13 protein-coding genes are annotated in these 15,362 nt (G+C 67.9%); 11 read left to right on the top strand and 2 right to left on the bottom strand.

The genetic code is table 11. The features are described 5' to 3' along the window. Nucleotides 1-30: 30 nt before the first annotated feature. Nucleotides 31-1,107: a GGDEF domain-containing protein gene (locus EXE63_RS20865; protein WP_168143510.1), complete on the bottom strand. Its 1,077-nt coding sequence runs from the start codon at nt 1,105-1,107 to the stop codon at nt 31-33. A 173-nt stretch (nt 1,108-1,280) separates the two neighbouring features. On the opposite strand from EXE63_RS20865, the gene EXE63_RS20860 reads away from it, so the two are divergent. Next, on the top strand, nt 1,281-2,702 hold the full coding sequence (locus tag EXE63_RS20860) for a serine hydrolase domain-containing protein (protein ID WP_168145683.1): 1,422 nt from the start codon (nt 1,281-1,283) through the stop codon (nt 2,700-2,702). Nucleotides 2,703-2,715: 13 nt separating this feature from the next. On the opposite strand, the gene EXE63_RS20855 is transcribed toward EXE63_RS20860, so the two are convergent. Then, nucleotides 2,716-5,022 carry an ATP-dependent DNA ligase gene (locus EXE63_RS20855; RefSeq protein WP_168143509.1) on the bottom strand — a complete coding sequence of 769 codons (2,307 nt, stop codon included), beginning with the start codon at nt 5,020-5,022 and terminating at the stop codon, nt 2,716-2,718. Nucleotides 5,023-5,053: 31 nt separating this feature from the next. Here EXE63_RS20855 and ku point away from each other — a divergent pair, with 31 nt between their 5' ends. The 10 genes from ku to EXE63_RS20805 all read left to right on the top strand — a co-directional run bounded on the left by ku (nt 5,054) and on the right by EXE63_RS20805 (nt 15,351). Continuing rightward, entirely contained in the window at nt 5,054-5,986 is a 933-nt protein-coding gene (ku, locus tag EXE63_RS20850; RefSeq protein ID WP_168143508.1) for a non-homologous end joining protein Ku, read from the top strand. Nucleotides 5,987-6,382: 396 nt separating this feature from the next. Next, complete coding sequence (locus tag EXE63_RS20845; protein ID WP_168143507.1) at nt 6,383-7,174, top strand: SDR family oxidoreductase; 792 nt, start codon at nt 6,383-6,385, stop codon at nt 7,172-7,174. A 9-nt stretch (nt 7,175-7,183) separates the two neighbouring features. Beyond that, nucleotides 7,184-8,260, top strand: a complete 1,077-nt coding sequence (locus EXE63_RS20840; RefSeq protein ID WP_168143506.1) for an NAD(P)H-dependent amine dehydrogenase family protein — start codon at nt 7,184-7,186, stop codon at nt 8,258-8,260. A 57-nt stretch (nt 8,261-8,317) separates the two neighbouring features. Further along, nucleotides 8,318-9,562, top strand: a complete 1,245-nt coding sequence (locus tag EXE63_RS20835; protein WP_168143505.1) for an Nramp family divalent metal transporter — start codon at nt 8,318-8,320, stop codon at nt 9,560-9,562. Nucleotides 9,563-9,646: 84 nt separating this feature from the next. Beyond that, the gene (locus EXE63_RS20830) at nt 9,647-10,654 is read left to right on the top strand and encodes a poly-gamma-glutamate hydrolase family protein (protein WP_234904614.1); all 1,008 of its coding nucleotides are present in this window, start codon (nt 9,647-9,649) and stop codon (nt 10,652-10,654) included. Nucleotides 10,655-10,715: 61 nt separating this feature from the next. Further along, nucleotides 10,716-12,020, top strand: a complete 1,305-nt coding sequence (locus tag EXE63_RS20825; protein WP_168143503.1) for an NAD(P)/FAD-dependent oxidoreductase — start codon at nt 10,716-10,718, stop codon at nt 12,018-12,020. After that, nucleotides 12,014-12,757 (top strand): DUF1365 domain-containing protein, encoded by a 744-nt coding sequence (locus tag EXE63_RS20820; protein WP_168143502.1) that lies wholly within the window; start codon nt 12,014-12,016, stop codon nt 12,755-12,757. Before EXE63_RS20825 ends, EXE63_RS20820 begins: the two co-directional genes overlap by 7 nt. Continuing rightward, nucleotides 12,754-14,028 (top strand): class I SAM-dependent methyltransferase, encoded by a 1,275-nt coding sequence (locus EXE63_RS20815; RefSeq protein WP_168143501.1) that lies wholly within the window; start codon nt 12,754-12,756, stop codon nt 14,026-14,028. The genes EXE63_RS20820 and EXE63_RS20815 overlap by 4 nt, the downstream gene beginning before the upstream one ends. Before the next feature lie 28 nt (nt 14,029-14,056). After that, nucleotides 14,057-14,635, top strand: a complete 579-nt coding sequence (locus tag EXE63_RS20810; protein ID WP_168143500.1) for a sigma-70 family RNA polymerase sigma factor — start codon at nt 14,057-14,059, stop codon at nt 14,633-14,635. Then, nucleotides 14,632-15,351: an anti-sigma factor gene (locus EXE63_RS20805; protein ID WP_168143499.1), complete on the top strand. Its 720-nt coding sequence runs from the start codon at nt 14,632-14,634 to the stop codon at nt 15,349-15,351. Before EXE63_RS20810 ends, EXE63_RS20805 begins: the two co-directional genes overlap by 4 nt. The last annotated feature ends 11 nt before the right edge of the window (nt 15,352-15,362 follow it).

Raw genomic sequence — 15,362 nt, 5'->3', positions numbered from 1 at the left:
ACGTGCTCGCGCGACCACACAGTCGCCGGGTCAGCTGGCGTGACGAAATCTGTTGCCGCCGGCCCGCTTCGCGGTGTACATCGCCTCATCGGCGGCAACCACCAGCTCGTCGATCCGCGCGCGCCGGGTCGTCTCGTCGCCCGCCAAGGTGTCGACCTCGGCCGACGACGTCCCGACACTTGCGGTGACCGGCACCGGCAGATCGGCGATCGCCTTGCAGATCCGGCGGGACAGCAGCGTCGGGTCCGCGGTGCTGCACGCGGCAGCGACGACGAACTCCTCACCACCGATCCGTCCGATCACCGCGGTGGTGTCGAAGACGGCGTGGCCCAGCGCGCGCCCGACCGCCACCAGGGCGTCATCGCCGGCCTGATGCCCATACGCGTCGTTGATGTGCTTGAAATCGTCGAGGTCCACCACCGCGACCACCAGATGAGCACGGTCGGTGGCGGCCAGCATCTTGGTGATGTGCTGCTGAAGGGCCCGCCGATTGAGCAGACCGGTCAGCGGATCCCGGTCGGCCTGTTCGAGATCGACGCCGAGGGCGCGCACGAGGACATGAATGGCGACCGGCATGACGATGTTGACCTGCAGCACCAGGAAGATGTCGACCAGGGCGAGCGCGACGTGACCGGAGTCGACGACGCGGACCGCCACGATCAGCGCAACGGCGGTTGCCAGCACGAAGTTGTACAGCACCAACACCGTGCCATGGAAGAACGCGATATAGGCGGCGGTGGTCGCGAAGGCGATGCAGCCGGTGAGCCCGCCCTGCGGGTTCGGATAGGACAGACACGCGAGTGCCACCGACGTGTTCGACACCAACGCAAAGGCCAGCGACTGCCCGCGCGTCGGCCATTTCAACACCCACAGCACCGCGCCCGCGACACCGCCGGCGAACCCCGTCCACATCATCGCGACAGGGACGGCGTCGCGGGGGCCGTCGACACTGTTCAGCAGCGCCAACAGGTACAGGGCCAGCGACCCGGCGACGAAGGCCATGGCCACCCGCACCGCCCCGGTCATCCGCCTGGCGACAAGGTAGTCGGTGATCCACTCGTAGTGGTTGGCGCGGAGCAACCACCTACTCGGTCCCGGCGCCGTCATCGTCGTAGTCCCTGCTCGTGGTGCTGGTCAGCAAATCATCCACGACAGTACCGCGATGCCGACGTATGCAACGGTGAAGTGCAATGACTGGTTCATCCGAGGACAACTTGGGGTTGGTCGCCAGCAATCGCCGACAACGGCAACGCGCGGCAAGGGGATACCGTCATCGGGTGATGTCCTCAGGGTCGCGCGCTCTCCGGCTCGGCGCCGTGGCGGCCGCCCTGCTGACCGTCGCTACGCTGCCCGCCTGCGGACAGCCGGCGCAGCCGCCGCCGGTCGCCGCACCCGCGCAGCCGACACCGTCGATTACCACGCCGCCCGCGGTGGGCACGACGACAGGCGCGGTGTCCTCTGCCGAGTTCTCGCCGGTCTCTGCGCTCATGAACGACGCGATTGCCCAACACCGGCTGCCCGGCGCGGTGGTCCAGATCGGGCACGCCGGAGAAGTGGTATTCCGCTGGGCTTTCGGCGAGCGCAAGCTTGCCGGCGAACCCGGACTGGACGGGTCACCCTCGCCCGCCGAGCCGATGACCGAGGACACGATCTTCGACCTGGCGTCCCTGACGAAGAGCATTGCCACCGCGACGGCCGTCATGCAGCTCTACGAACAGGGCCGGGTTGTTCTCGATGACCCCGTGCAGACCTACCTACCCGACTTCAACCCGGCCAACGACCCCCGCCGCGGCCGGCAGGTGACGCTGCGGATGCTGCTCACCCATACGTCGGGCATCGCGGGCGACCTCAGCCTGGACGGTCCGTGGGGACTGGACCGGGCCGACAAAGCCGACGGCCTTCGCCGCGCACTGGGTGCCTGGGTGGTGTTCGACCCCGGTGCGCTCTTTCACTACTCGGACATCAACTTCATTCTGGTGGGCGCCATCATCGAGAAGCTCACCGGCCAATCCATCGACACATATGTGCAGAGCCACGTGTTCACGCCACTGGGCATGAACGACACCCACTACTTCCCGGTGTCAAAAGCCTGCGGGCCGCACGAGGTTCGGGGCAACGCGATCGTCGTCGACCCGCGTGCACCCGAAGTGACCGACTGCCCGGCCGGGTCGTGGCGGACCGATCTCCTGACCCGTGTCGCGCCCACAGCGCGCGATGAGGACACCCCGGGGCTCAACCCTGACCATGGCCGTCTGCTGCGCGGCACCGTGCACGATCCGACGGCACGCCGGATGGGCGGCGCGACCGGTGCTGCCGGGGTGTTCTCCATCGCGCACGATGTCGGCCTGTTCGCGCAGGCCCTGCTCGACCGGCTTGCCGGCCGGCCGAGCGCGTTTCCGCTGACACAGTCGACGGTGGCCATGATGACCAGTCCTCAGCAGCCCGGCCCTGGGCCCGACCTACGGGGCTTGGGCTGGGACATCGACACAGCGCATTCCAGACCGCGCGGCACGATTTTCCCCATCGGAAGCTTCGGCCACACCGGCTTCACCGGCACCACGCTGTGGATCGACCCCGGATCAGACACCTACGTGATCGTGCTCGCGAACGTCATTCACCAGCGCGGCGGCCCACCGATCGTGGGCCTCAGCGGTGACGTGGCGACGGCGGCGGCCAGGGCCCTGCATCTGTACGGCAACTAGCACAGGCGATCGCCTACTCCCACACCACCTCGTCCGGCGACTTGTCCGGCCGCAACCCCCGCCAGCTGGGCTGGCGCAACCGGCCGTCGGAGGTTCGCTCGCTGAAGCGCACCTCCCCCACCAACTCCGGGCGCACGAAGGTGACACCCTTGGCATCGGGGCCGGAAAGCCGTTTGGTGAAGGGTGTTTCGTCGGTCTCCAACGGCTTGAGGATCTTTCGTAGCTCACCGAGCATCTTCTCGGTGAACCCGGTGCCGACCCGGCCGGCAAACTGCAGACCGTCGTCACCGGGGACCCCGACGACCAGCGCCCCGATGCCGCTGCTGCGCCCGCCCTCCCCGGCACGCCACCCGCCGATCACGACTTCCTGTGTCCGCCAAAGCTTGTCCTTGACCCACGATTGGGAGCGCCGGCCCGGCTGGTAGGTGGAGTCCCGCTTTTTGGCCACCACGCCCTCGAGGCCGTGCGCACGCGCGTACTCAAGCGCCTCGGATCCGCTGCCGGGTAGTTGTTCGGGGACGATGAGTCCACCACCCTGGGCGAGCGTCTCGAGCAGCTTGCGTCGGTCGGAGTACTTGGCCCGCAACAGGGATCGTCCGTCCAGCTGCAGGATGTCGAACGCCCAGAATTCGATGTTGCTTCCCGAAGCCCGGTTCTGCATGGCACCGAAGCTCGGCACACCCGAGGAGTCCAGGGCTACCACCTCACCGTCGAGGATCACGTGATGGTCGGCCAGGTCGGCGGCCAGCGCCCGCAGCTGTGGATACTCTGAGGTGACATCGCGGCCGCTGCGGGTGCGCAGTTGCAGCTCACCGTGATCGGCGTCGACCAGCAGCCGGTAGCCGTCCCACTTACCCTCGAACGCCCATACCGCCGGCGTCAACTTCTCCACCGACCCGTGCGTGGCCAGCATGGGCGCCAGGTCCTCCGGTGTCGCGACCGGTTGCTCTTTCATCCGGTGCGCCAGCCAGTTCTTGCCCCCGGTCTGGATCAACGCGTACCGGCCCTGGATCTTCGAGCCGTGCAGGGTGACGATGACCTCACCCTTTTTACCGTCGACGTTCTCACCGTCTACGCCGGGATCGCGGAACTTCTCGGTCTCGTAGGTGCCGGAATCCCAGACGATGACCTCACCACCGCCGTACTCGCCCTTGGGGATCGAGCCCTCGAAGGTGGCGTACTCCAGCGGGTGATCCTCGGTGTGCACGGCCAGGTGATTGACCGATGTGGTCTCAGGCAAGTTCTTCGGGACCGCCCAGGACACCAGCACCCCGTTGCGTTCCAGCCGGAAGTCGTAGTGCAGCCGTCGCGCGTGGTGCTCCTGGATGACGAAGGTGTCGTCGGAGCCGCCCAAGCGGCGACCTTGAGCATCGTTGCCGGTGCCCGGGACCGTGCGCGGCACCGGTTCGGGCGTCTTGGCCGCGTCACGCATGCTGCGGTAGGTGCTGAGTTTGTCGGGCAACGGGGCGCTTTCGTCAAGTCCTTCCAGCAGGTCGCCGTCGCGCTCGACCCGCGCTAGCACCTCGTCGAAGCGCAGATGGCGCAGATCGGGGTCCTCGATCTCCTCCCAGGTACGCGGCGCCGCCACCGTCGGCTCTTCCCGGCCGCGCATCGAGTACGGCGCGATGGTGGTCTTGGCGGCGCTGTTCTGGCTCCAGTCCAGGAACACCTTCCCGCTGCGCACACTCTTGGTCATGGTCGCGGTGACCTGTTTGGGCATGGCCTTCTCCAGCTGCACCGCGATCCGCTTGGCCAGCACCGAGGCGCCCCGCGAACTCACCGGGTCGGCCAGCGGCACGTAGAGATGCAGACCCTTGCTACCGCTGGTCAGTGGGTAGGCCGTCAGGCCGATGTCCTCGACGTACCCGCGGACCTCGTGGGCGACCTCGCACAGTTGCCGAAAGGTGACGTCTTCGCCGGGGTCCAGATCGAACACGATGCGGGTGGCCGGACCCGGCTCCCCGTGCTGGTCGAACCGCCACTGCGGGACGTGCACCTCCAGCGAGGCTTGCTGCGCGATCCAGGCCAGCCCTTCCCGGGTGTCGATGATCGGGTAGGTGGTGGTTCCCGACCGGTGCGTCACCGAACCCCGGCGCAGCCACTCCGGGGCGGACGACGCCAGTTGCTTCTCGAAGAACTCCGGCTGCCCGACGCCGTTGGGCCAGCGTTTGCGGGTGACCGGACGACCGGCGATATGCGGGATCATCGCGTCGGCGATCGCCACGTAATAGTCGAACACCTCGGCCTTGGTCGTTCCGGTAGCGGGATAAAGCACCTTGTCGGGATTGGTCAATGTGACCCGGCCGTCGCGCTCCACCACGTAAACGTAATACCCGCTGTTACCGTTGCCTATGCGATCAATCTGGAAGGGCTCGGTCTCCTTCGGTCTGGTCAACGTGCCGGTCAAGGTCTACAGCGCGACCGAGGACCACGACATCAAGTTCCACCAGGTGCACGCCAAGGACAACGGACGCATCCGCTACAAGCGGACCTGCGAGGTGTGCGGCGAGGTGGTCGAGTACCGCGACATCGCCCGCGCCTACGACTCCGATGACGGGCAGACGGTGATCATCACCGATGAGGACATCGCCACCCTGCCCGAGGAACGCAGCCGCGAGATCGAGGTCGTCGAGTTCGTGCCGGCCGATCAGCTCGATCCGATGATGTATGACAAGAGCTATTTCCTGGAGCCGGACTCGAAATCCACGAAATCGTATGTGCTGCTGGCCAAGACGCTGGCCGAGACCGACCGGGTGGCGATCGTGCATTTCGCGTTGCGCAACAAGACCCGGCTGGCGGCGCTGCGCGTCAAGGATTTCAGCAAGCGCGACATCATGGTGATCCACACGCTGCTGTGGCCCGATGAGATCCGCGATCCGGACTTCCCGTCGCTGGACAAGGACGTCGACATCAAGCCCGCCGAGCTGAAGATGGCCGGGCAGGTGGTCGAATCGATGACCGACGATTTCAAGCCCGACCAGTTCCGCGACGACTACCAGGAACAGCTGCACGAACTGGTGCAGGCGAAACTGGAAGGCGGCGAGGCGTTCACGGTCGAGGAGCAGCCCACCGATCTCGACGAGTCCACCGAGGACGTGTCGGATCTACTGGCCAAGCTGGAGGCCAGCGTGAAGGCCCGCGGGTCCGGTTCGTCGAGCAAGACCGAGCCCAAGAAGGCTGAGGCCGAGAAGGCACCCGCCAAGAAAGCTGCCGCCAAGAAGACCCCAGCGAAGAAGACGCCGGCAAAAAAGGCGCCCGCGAAAAAGGCCGCCGCCAAGAAGTAGCGGCTCGAGCTACCACTGTTCAGTTTCTCCGCACGCACCCTCGCCGAGGCTGAATCCTGGTACGAGATCCAGCGGCGGGAGCTACCTCCTTTCAGAATCGCGGAGATGCCCCCGGCGGAACTGAAACCAGGTAGAAATCCGGCGTCCGCGTCGTGTCCCCCGACCACCAGCACGGCCGGGTTGCGTTCATGGTCGAGCCCTCCTTCCTGATAGTGGCCGGGTGTCAAGCACATTCGTAGGCCTTTCACGCACACCACACGCCGGACGGGCCGACGCAGGCACCCCCGATGACCAGACAACTGTCAGCCACCGTCAAATTAGAACGTGTTACAGAAATCCGCCCAGCGGTCCGCGCGGTCTTGTTACGGTGACGCCGAGAACAGAAATGAGGCCCGCATGATTCTGGACAAATTCCGGCTCGACGATCAGGTCGCCGTGGTCACCGGAGCCGGCCGCGGACTGGGTGCCGCGATCGCCGTCGCCTTCGCCGAAGCCGGTGCAGATGTGGTGATCGCGGCCCGCACCCGGTCGCAACTGGAGGAGGTCGCCGCACAGGTGGCCGCGGTCGGTAGACGGGCCCACGTGGTGGTCGCCGACCTCGCCCACCCGGAGTCCACCGCGACCCTGGCGGCCGAGGCCGTCGAGGCGTTCGGGAAACTAGACATCGTCGTCAACAACGTCGGCGGCACCATGCCCGGACCGCTGCTGGACACGTCCACCAAGGACCTGAAGGACGCGTTCACGTTCAACGTCGGCACCGCCCACGCGCTGACCGTCGCCGCCGTGCCGCTGATGCTGGAGCACTCCGGTGGCGGGTCGATCATCAACATCACCTCGACGATGGGGCGGCTCTCCGGCCGCGCGTTCGCCGCGTACGGCACCGCCAAGGGTGCGCTCGCGCACTACACCCGGTTGTCCGCGCTGGATCTCTGCCCGCGCATCCGGGTGAACGCGATCGCGCCGGGCTCGATCCTCACCTCGGCGCTGGACATCGTGGCCTCCAACGACGCGCTGCGCGACCCGATGGAGAAGGCCACCCCGATGCGCCGCCTCGGCGATCCGAGCGATATCGCCGCGGCCGCCGTGTATCTGGCATCCCCGGCCGGCAGCTACCTGACCGGCAAGACCATCGAGGTCGACGGCGGCCTCACCTTCCCCAACCTCGACCTGCCCATCCCGGATCTGTAAAGGAACGCCATGAGCATCAAAGTCGCCGCGATCGGCACCGGAAACGTCGGCCGCCACGCCCTGACCCAGCTGATCAACGATCCGCAGTACGAACTCACCGGCGTCTGGGTGTCCTCGGAGGCCAAGGCCGGCAAGGATGCCGGAGAGCTTGCCGGCCTTGATGTTTCGACCGGCATCACGGCCACCAACGACCTGGACGCCATCCTCGCCGCCAAACCGGACTGCGCGGTGTACACCGCGATGGCCGACAACCGGTTGCCCGACGCCCTGGAGGACTACCGCCGCATCCTGGCGGCCGGCGTCAATGTGGTGGCCAGCGCGGCGGTCTTCCTGCAGTACCCGTGGCAGGTGCTGCCCGCGGAGCTGCTGGCGCCCATCGAGAAGGCCGCCGAAGAGGGCGGCGCCAGCATTTTCGTCAATGGCATCGATCCCGGTTTCGCCAATGACCTTCTGCCCCTTGCTCTCGCGGGCACCTGCCAGAGCGTGGAGCAGATCCGGTGCATGGAGATCGTCGACTACGCCACCTATGACAGCCCCACGGTGATGTTCGATGTGATGGGCTTCGGCAAGTCGCTCGACGATCTGCCGATGCTGCTGCAGCCCGGTGTGCTCAGCCTGGCCTGGGGATCGGTGGTGCGCCAGCTGGCCGCCGGGCTGGGCATCGAGCTCGACGAGGTCACCGAGACCCACGTCCGGATCCCGGCCCCTGAAGATTTCGAGATCGCGTCCGGCCACATCGCCAAGGGCACGACAGCTGCCATGCGATTCGAGGTCCGTGGCATGGTCGGCGGGCACCCCGCGGTGGTGCTCGAGCACATCACCCGGTTGCGCGACGACCTGTGCCCGGAGTGGCCGCAGCCCGCGCAGGAGGGCGGCTCGTATCGCGTCGAGGTCACCGGCGAACCGTCCTATGCGCTGGACCTGTGCCTGAGCAGCCGCAAGGGCGACCACAACCATGCCGGTCTGGTCGCCACCGCGGCCCGCGTCGTCAACGCGATACCGGCCGTCGTCGCGGCCGCTCCCGGCATCACCACGACGCTGGATCTGCCGCTGATCACCGGCAAGGGGCTCTACGCGGCACCCTGACCCCCTTGACGTGGAGGTTTCGGCTACCCTAACTTTTCTATTCGATAGTCCGGATGGATGAGAAGGGGAAGCGTGCTGCACGACACCACGCCCACGCGGCTACGGCCGAGTTGGTATCTGCTCGGACCGGCATTCGTCGCGGCCATCGCCTACGTCGACCCCGGCAACGTCGCGGCCAATGTCAGCGCCGGCGCACAGTACGGCTTCCTGCTGGTCTGGGTCATCCTGGTCGCCAATGTGATGGCAGGCCTGGTGCAGTTCCTGTCGGCCAAACTCGGCCTGGTCACCGGGCGCTCGCTGCCCGAAGCCGTGGCCGATCACTCCCGCACCCGAACCCGCGTCGCCTATTGGGTCCAGGCCGAACTGGTCGCGATGGCCACCGACCTGGCCGAGATCGTCGGCGGGGCGATCGCGCTCTACCTGCTGTTCGATCTGCCGCTGCTGGTCGGCGGAATCATCACCGGTGCGGTGTCGCTGGGGCTGCTGGCGATCCAGAACCGCCGCGGGCAGCGGGTCTTCGAGCGGGTGATCACCGGTCTGCTGCTGGTCATCGCCATCGGCTTCCTCACCAGCCTCTTCGTCGCGCCACCGTCGGCCGCCGATGTGGCCTCCGGTCTGGTGCCCCGCTTCGACGGCGCCGAGAGCGTGCTGCTGGCCACCGCCATGCTGGGCGCCACCGTGATGCCGCACGCGGTGTACCTGCACTCCGGGCTGGCCCGTGACCGGCACGGGCACCCCGACGCCGGGCCGGCCCGAAAGCGGTTGCTGCGCATCACCAAGTACGACGTCGGCCTGGCCATGCTGGTCGCCGGGGCGGTGAATCTGGCAATGCTGCTGGTCGCCGCGACCAACCTGCAGGGCATGGAGAACACCGACTCGATCGAGGGTGCGCACGCCGCGGTCAGCAGCCAACTGGGCCCGACGGTGGCGCTGTTCTTCGCGATCGGCCTGCTGGCATCCGGGCTGGCCTCGACCTCGGTGGGCGCGTACGCCGGCGCGATGATCATGTCCGGGCTGCTCAAGCGCAGCTACCCGCTGCTGTTGCGCCGACTGGTCACCCTGATCCCCGCGCTGGTGATCCTGGCCATCGGGGTGGACCCCAGCCGCGCCCTGGTGCTCTCACAGGTGGTGCTGTCGTTCGGAATCCCGTTCGCGCTCATCCCGCTGATCAGGCTGACCAGTAACCGGTCGCTGATGGGTGCCGATATCAACCACCGGGTGACGACGGCCTTAGGCTGGCTGGTGGCCGGTGTCATCACCGCGCTGAACGTCGTGTTGATCTACCTGACTGTCAGGGGTTGAGCGGCGGGCCGGAGCGCAGCGACCCTGGGAAGAAGATTGCACCACCTGTACTTCGCATACGGATCGAATCTATGCGTGCACCAGATGGCCCGGCGCTGCCCGGACGCCACCGATCCCCGGCCCGCCACCCTCGCCGATCATGACTGGCTGATCAACGAGCGCGGGGTGGCCACCGTCGAACCGTTCCACGGCGCCGTCGTGCACGGGGTGCTCTGGCGGCTCAGCGATCACGACCTGGACGTGCTCGACAGCGCCGAGGGTGTCCCGGTGCGCTACCGCCGCGACGAACTGGTCGTGCACACCGCCGAGGGCCCGGACCCCGCCTGGGTCTACATCGACCCGCGGGTCGAGCCCGGGCCACCCCGACCGGGATACCTGGAACGGATCATCGACGGCGCCCGCCACCACGGGCTGCCGCAGCGCTGGGTCGACTTCCTGCACAAGTGGGATCCCGCGAGCTGGCCGAGCCGCGAAGTGACCGATACCCGTGCACCGCAATCGCTTTCGGAGTTGCTTGCCGACCCGAACATCGTCGAGACCAGCACCCTGGCATCCCGGTTCGGGTTCCTGGCCATCCACGGCGGCGGGCTGGAACAGATGACCGATGTCATCGCCGACCGGGCCGCCCGAGCGTCCGGCGCCTCGCTGTACACGGTGCGCCACCCCGACCGGTACCCCCACCATCTGTCCTCCACGCGCTACCGGCCCGCGGAGTCCGAGCGGCTGGCCGCCTTCCTCGACCATGTCGACACGGTGGTTTCGCTGCACGGCTATGGCCGGATCGGGCGCAGCACCCAACTTCTGGCCGGCGGCGGTAACCGCGACCTCGCCGCGCATCTGGCCCGACACGTCAAGGTCCCCGGCCACCACGTGGTGTGCGATCTCGACGCGATCCCACGCGAGTTGCGCGGGCTGCACCCCGACAATCCGGTCAACCTGCCCCGCGGCGGTGGCGTCCAGCTCGAACTGCCGTCGCGGGTGCGCGGCACCAGCCCGCGCAGCGGATTGCCCGGCGCCGACGGCCTCACCCCGGCTACCTCCGCGCTGATCGACGGCCTGTCCGCGGCCGCGAGAGCCTGGTCACTCCCGTAAGCCCGGTGAGATCGGCGTCGCGCCGACCCATCCACTTTCCGCACCGCTCCGAATACCGATCGTGGAACGAAACGAGCGCACCGACCGCTCCATCGCCGTCATCGGCAGCGGCGTGGCCGGGCTGACCGCCGCTTACGTCCTGTCGGCCCGCAACCGGGTGACCCTGTTCGAAGCCGATATCCGCCTCGGCGGTCACGCCCACACCCAGTTGGTCGACGACGGGCGGGGCAACCCGGTGGCCGTCGACACCGCGTTCCTGGTACACAACGACCGGACCTACCCCACGCTGTGCAGGTTGTTCGCCGAACTCGGCGTGCAGACCCGCGACACCGACATGTCGATGTCGGTGCGCGATGACCGCATCGGACTGCAGTACGCCGGAGCGCTCGGGCTGGGCGGACTGTTCCCGTCGGCGTCGAATCTGGCCCGCCCGCGGTATCTGCGCATGCTGGCCGAGGTCACCCGCTTTCACCGGGCGGCCGGCGACCTGCTCGGTGTCGGCGAGGACGGCGACGCCGAGACGCTGGGTGCGTTCCTGGAGCGCAACGCGTTCTCCGACTACTTCATCGAGCACTTCATGACCCCACTGGTGGCGGCGGTCTGGTCGTGCGCGCCCGGCGAGGCCATGCGCTACCCCGCGCGCTACCTGTTCATGTTTCTCGACCACCACGGCATGCTGACGGTGTTCGGTTCCCCGACCTGGAAGACCGTGATCGGCGGTTCGGCCACTTACGTCGCCGCCGTCGCCGAACGGGTGCACGAGGTGGTGCTGGGGTCGCCGACCGGATCGGTGCGACGCAACGAACACGGCGTGCAGGTCAGCACCGGAGCAGGCGGACCGCGGCAGTTCGATGCCGCGGTGATCGCCACCCACCCCGATCACGCGCTGCTGGCGCTGGCCGAACCCACCTCCCGGGAACGCGAGATCCTCGGCGCGATCTGCTATTCGGCAAACCACGCCCAACTGCACACCGACACGTCGCTGCTGCCGACCCGGACCCGCGCGCGGGCGTCCTGGAACTATCTCGCCACCGGCGGCGACGGCCCGGTGCTGGTGACCTATGACATCAGTCGGTTGATGGGGCTGACCGGGGAGCGACGGTTCCTGGTGACCCTGGGTGGTCATGATCGCGTCGATCCGAGCACCGTGATCGCCGAGATGATCTATGACCATCCGCTCTACACCCCGGAATCGGTTGCCGCCCAACGCTTGCTGCCGACCCTCGACGACGACAGGGTGGTGTTCGCCGGCGCGTATCACGGCTGGGGCTTCCACGAGGACGGTGCGGCGGCGGGACTGCGTGCCGCTGAACGGCTCGGCGCGCGCTGGCCCACCGCCCCCGAGCAGCAGACCGTGTCATGCTGAGCCCGGCGTTGTACCGGACCCGGATCGGCCACGTCCGGCACGCCCCGGTGCGCACGGAGTTCGAGCACCGCAGCTACACCTGGTACGTCGATATCGACAACCTGCCGAAGCTACCGATCTGGTTGCGGCCCTTCGCCGTCTTCCGTGCGCAGGACCACTTCTCGGCACCCGCGGATCAGCAACCGACGCTGCGCGAACGGGTGGATAGCTTCCTGGCCACCCACGGGATCGATCCGGTCGACGGCCAGGTCACCGCGCTGTTGCACGCCCGGGTGCTCGGCTACGTGTTCAACCCGATCAGTGTCTTCTGGTGCCACGACGCCGCCGGCGAGCTCGCGCACGTCATCGTGGAGGTGCACAACACCTACGGCGGGCGGCACGCATATCTGTTGCCGCCCACCGAAACTGGGCCGGCGGCGGTGACGAAGAGCTTCTACGTCTCCCCGTTCAACGAGGTCGAGGGTTACTACCTTGTCGACGCTCCGAGGCCCGACACCACCGCGGATCTGGCCATCTCCTGGCACCGCAACAACAAACTGGTCTTCGCGGCGTCACTGCACGGTCAGCGCAGGCCCGCGTCGGCGTGGGGCGTTGCGCGCATGCAGCTGGTGGCCCCGGTCGCGCCGTGGGTGGGCGCACTGCAGATCCGGCTGCACGGGATCGCGCTCTGGCTGCGCGGCCTGCCCGTCATACCCCGCACCACCACCTCGGAGACCAGAAAGGCAACGCACAGATGACGCTGGAGACCACCGGTAACATCGAGACCCGGCAGGACGGCACTCGATGGGCCCAGATCGCGGGAGCACCCCGCGGCCCGGTCAGCGCCGCGCAGGGACGGATCGCCGGGGCACTGCTGCGGCGGGCGGTGCGCCAGTTGCCGATACGGCTGCAACACCCGGACGGGTCGGTGCTGGGCGCCGCCGATCCCACCCTGCCCACCATGACGTTGCACCGGCCCGAGGCGTTGTTCCGCCGGGTGGGCCGCTACGGGCTCATCGGTTTCGGCGAGTCCTACATGGCCGGCGAATGGACCTCCAACAACCTGCCGGCACTGCTCACCGAGTTCGCCTCATCGGTCGATGTGCTGATCCCGCCTGCGCTACAACGCCTCCGCCCCCTGGCCGTGGTGCGGCACCCGCGGTCCATGCACAACAGCCCGGCCCAGTCGCGGCGCAACATCGCCGACCACTACGACCTGTCGAATGCGTTGTTCGCCGAGTTCCTCGACGAGACGATGACGTACTCCAGCGCCCTTTTCGGCGACTCCCGGCCCGACTGGCACGGTCTGGCCGACGGCCAGCGCGCGAAGATCGACCGCCTGCTCGACACCGCCCGGGTGAGTACCGGTAGCCGCGTCCTCGAAATCGGCACCGGATGGGGCGAATTGGCCGTCCGCGCGGCGGCGCGCGGCGCTCACGTGCACAGCATCACGCTGTCCTCCGAACAGCTGGCATTCGCCCGACGGCGCGCGGCCGAGGCCGGCGTTGCCGACCGCGTGCACATCGAACTCCGGGACTACCGCGATGTCGACGGCCAGTATGACGCCGTCGTATCGGTCGAGATGATCGAGGCGGTCGGATATCACTTCTGGCCGACGTTCTTCGAGACGCTGGACAAGCTGGTGCTCCCGGGCGGACGGGTCGCCCTGCAGGCCATCACCATGCCGCATGATCGAATGCTGGCCTCGCGCAACACCTACACCTGGATTCAGAAGTACATCTTCCCGGGCGGCCTGCTGCCCTCCGTGGAGGCGGTCATCGGGATCACCGAACGTTCCACCCGGCTACGCACCGTCGACATGTTGTCGCTGCAGCCTGATTACGCCGAAACGCTGCGGCTGTGGCGCGAACGCTTCCTGAACCGGTCGGCGGCGCTGGCCGAGCTCGGCTTCGACGACACCTTCCAGCGGATGTGGGAGCTCTACCTCGCCTATTCGGAGGCGGGATTCCGCTCCGGGTACCTGGACGTGTACCAGTGGACGTTCGCCCCGACCGGGGGCCGGCGATGAGCATGGCGAAATACCGGTGTTGCAGACCGTGACCGCGTCCGTGCCCGCTAGGCTACGGAGCGTGACGGCAGACCTCGACGCGTTGCTGCGCCGGGTGGCGCAACGCGATGTCGATGCCTTCGCCGAGTTCTACGACCACACCCGGTCCCGGGTGTACGGGCTCGTCACCCGGGTTCTGCGCGATCCTGGCTACAGCGAAGAAACCACGCAGGACATCTACCTGCAGGTATGGCGCAATGCCGCCGACTACAACCCGTCCGCCGGGACACCGCTTGCCTGGTTGATGACCGTCGCGCACCGCCGCGCCGTGGACCGGGTGCGCTCCGAGCAGGCCGCCACCGACCGGGAGGCCCGGTACGGCGCCGCCACCGTCGAACTGCCGATCGACCAGGTCGCCGAGGGCGTGCTCACCCGTGACGAGTACCGGCAGGTCACGGCGTGCCTGGGATCGCTGACCGACCGGCAGCGTGAGTGCATCCAGCTGGCCTATTACGAGGGCCTCACCTATGTGCAGGTCTCCAGCCGGCTGTCGGCGAACCTCGCCACCGTGAAGTCCCGGATGCGCGATGCCATCCGCGGCCTGCGCACCTGTCTGGGGGCGGCATGACCACTCCCCACGACGACCTCCTGACCCTGGCGACGGCCTACGCGCTGGACGCCGTCGACGACGCCGAACGCGCCGATATCGAACGCCGGGTGCAGGCGGCTCCCGAAGAGGTCTCCTCGGCGTTCGCCGTCGAGGTGCGCCAGGTGCGCGAAGCGATGGCCGCAGTATCGGCGACGACCGCCGCCGAGCCTCCCGCTCAGCTGCGTGAGCGCCTGATCGCCACGGTGTCCGCCGAACAGACGGGGCAGGTGCGGCAACTACACCCGCCCCGGCGGCGCTGGAGCACCGCTGTCGCAGCCGCGGCGGCGGCCGTCGTCATCGGGGTGGCCACGTTCGGCGTCGGGTGGTGGCTGCGCCCGGTGCCCACCGAGACCACCGCCGAGCAGATCTTCGCCGCGCCCGACGTGCGCACCGTCTCCGGCCAGATTCCGACCGGCGGCACCGCGACCGTGGTGTTCTCCCGCGAACGCAATGCCGGTGTGCTGGTGATGAACAACGTCGAGCCGCCCACCACCGGCACCGTCTACCAGATGTGGCTGATCGACACCGAGGGAGCGCACTCGGCGGGCGTGATGGACGCCGGCGCGATCGCCCCGTCCACGACCGCGGTGCTGCCCGATCTCGGCTCGTCGACCACCCTGGCGTTCACCGTCGAGCCCGGCTCGGGCTCGGACCGGCCCACCACTACCCCCTTTGCCTCCTTGCCGCTGAGCTGACCGCGCTACCG

It is taken from the genome of Mycolicibacterium frederiksbergense (assembly GCF_012223425.1).
Classification (GTDB): Bacteria; Actinomycetota; Actinomycetes; order Mycobacteriales; family Mycobacteriaceae; genus Mycobacterium; species Mycobacterium frederiksbergense.
Note: the sequence above shows the minus strand (reverse complement) of the source record. Positions and strands in the feature narration are given on the sequence as shown.

Excerpts from the sequence above, each read along its gene's own strand:
- EXE63_RS20865 (WP_168143510.1), bottom strand. The coding sequence starts at position 1,107 with ATGACGGCGCCGGGACCGAGTAGGTGGTTGCTCCGCGCCAACCACTAC.
- EXE63_RS20860 (WP_168145683.1), top strand. The coding sequence starts at position 1,281 with ATGTCCTCAGGGTCGCGCGCTCTCCGGCTCGGCGCCGTGGCGGCCGCC.
- ku (WP_168143508.1), top strand. The coding sequence starts at position 5,054 with ATGCGATCAATCTGGAAGGGCTCGGTCTCCTTCGGTCTGGTCAACGTG.
- EXE63_RS20845 (WP_168143507.1), top strand. The coding sequence starts at position 6,383 with ATGATTCTGGACAAATTCCGGCTCGACGATCAGGTCGCCGTGGTCACC.
- EXE63_RS20840 (WP_168143506.1), top strand. The coding sequence starts at position 7,184 with ATGAGCATCAAAGTCGCCGCGATCGGCACCGGAAACGTCGGCCGCCAC.
- EXE63_RS20835 (WP_168143505.1), top strand. The coding sequence starts at position 8,318 with ATGAGAAGGGGAAGCGTGCTGCACGACACCACGCCCACGCGGCTACGG.
- EXE63_RS20830 (WP_234904614.1), top strand. The coding sequence starts at position 9,647 with ATGGCCCGGCGCTGCCCGGACGCCACCGATCCCCGGCCCGCCACCCTC.
- EXE63_RS20820 (WP_168143502.1), top strand. The coding sequence starts at position 12,014 with ATGCTGAGCCCGGCGTTGTACCGGACCCGGATCGGCCACGTCCGGCAC.
- EXE63_RS20815 (WP_168143501.1), top strand. The coding sequence starts at position 12,754 with ATGACGCTGGAGACCACCGGTAACATCGAGACCCGGCAGGACGGCACT.
- EXE63_RS20805 (WP_168143499.1), top strand. The coding sequence starts at position 14,632 with ATGACCACTCCCCACGACGACCTCCTGACCCTGGCGACGGCCTACGCG.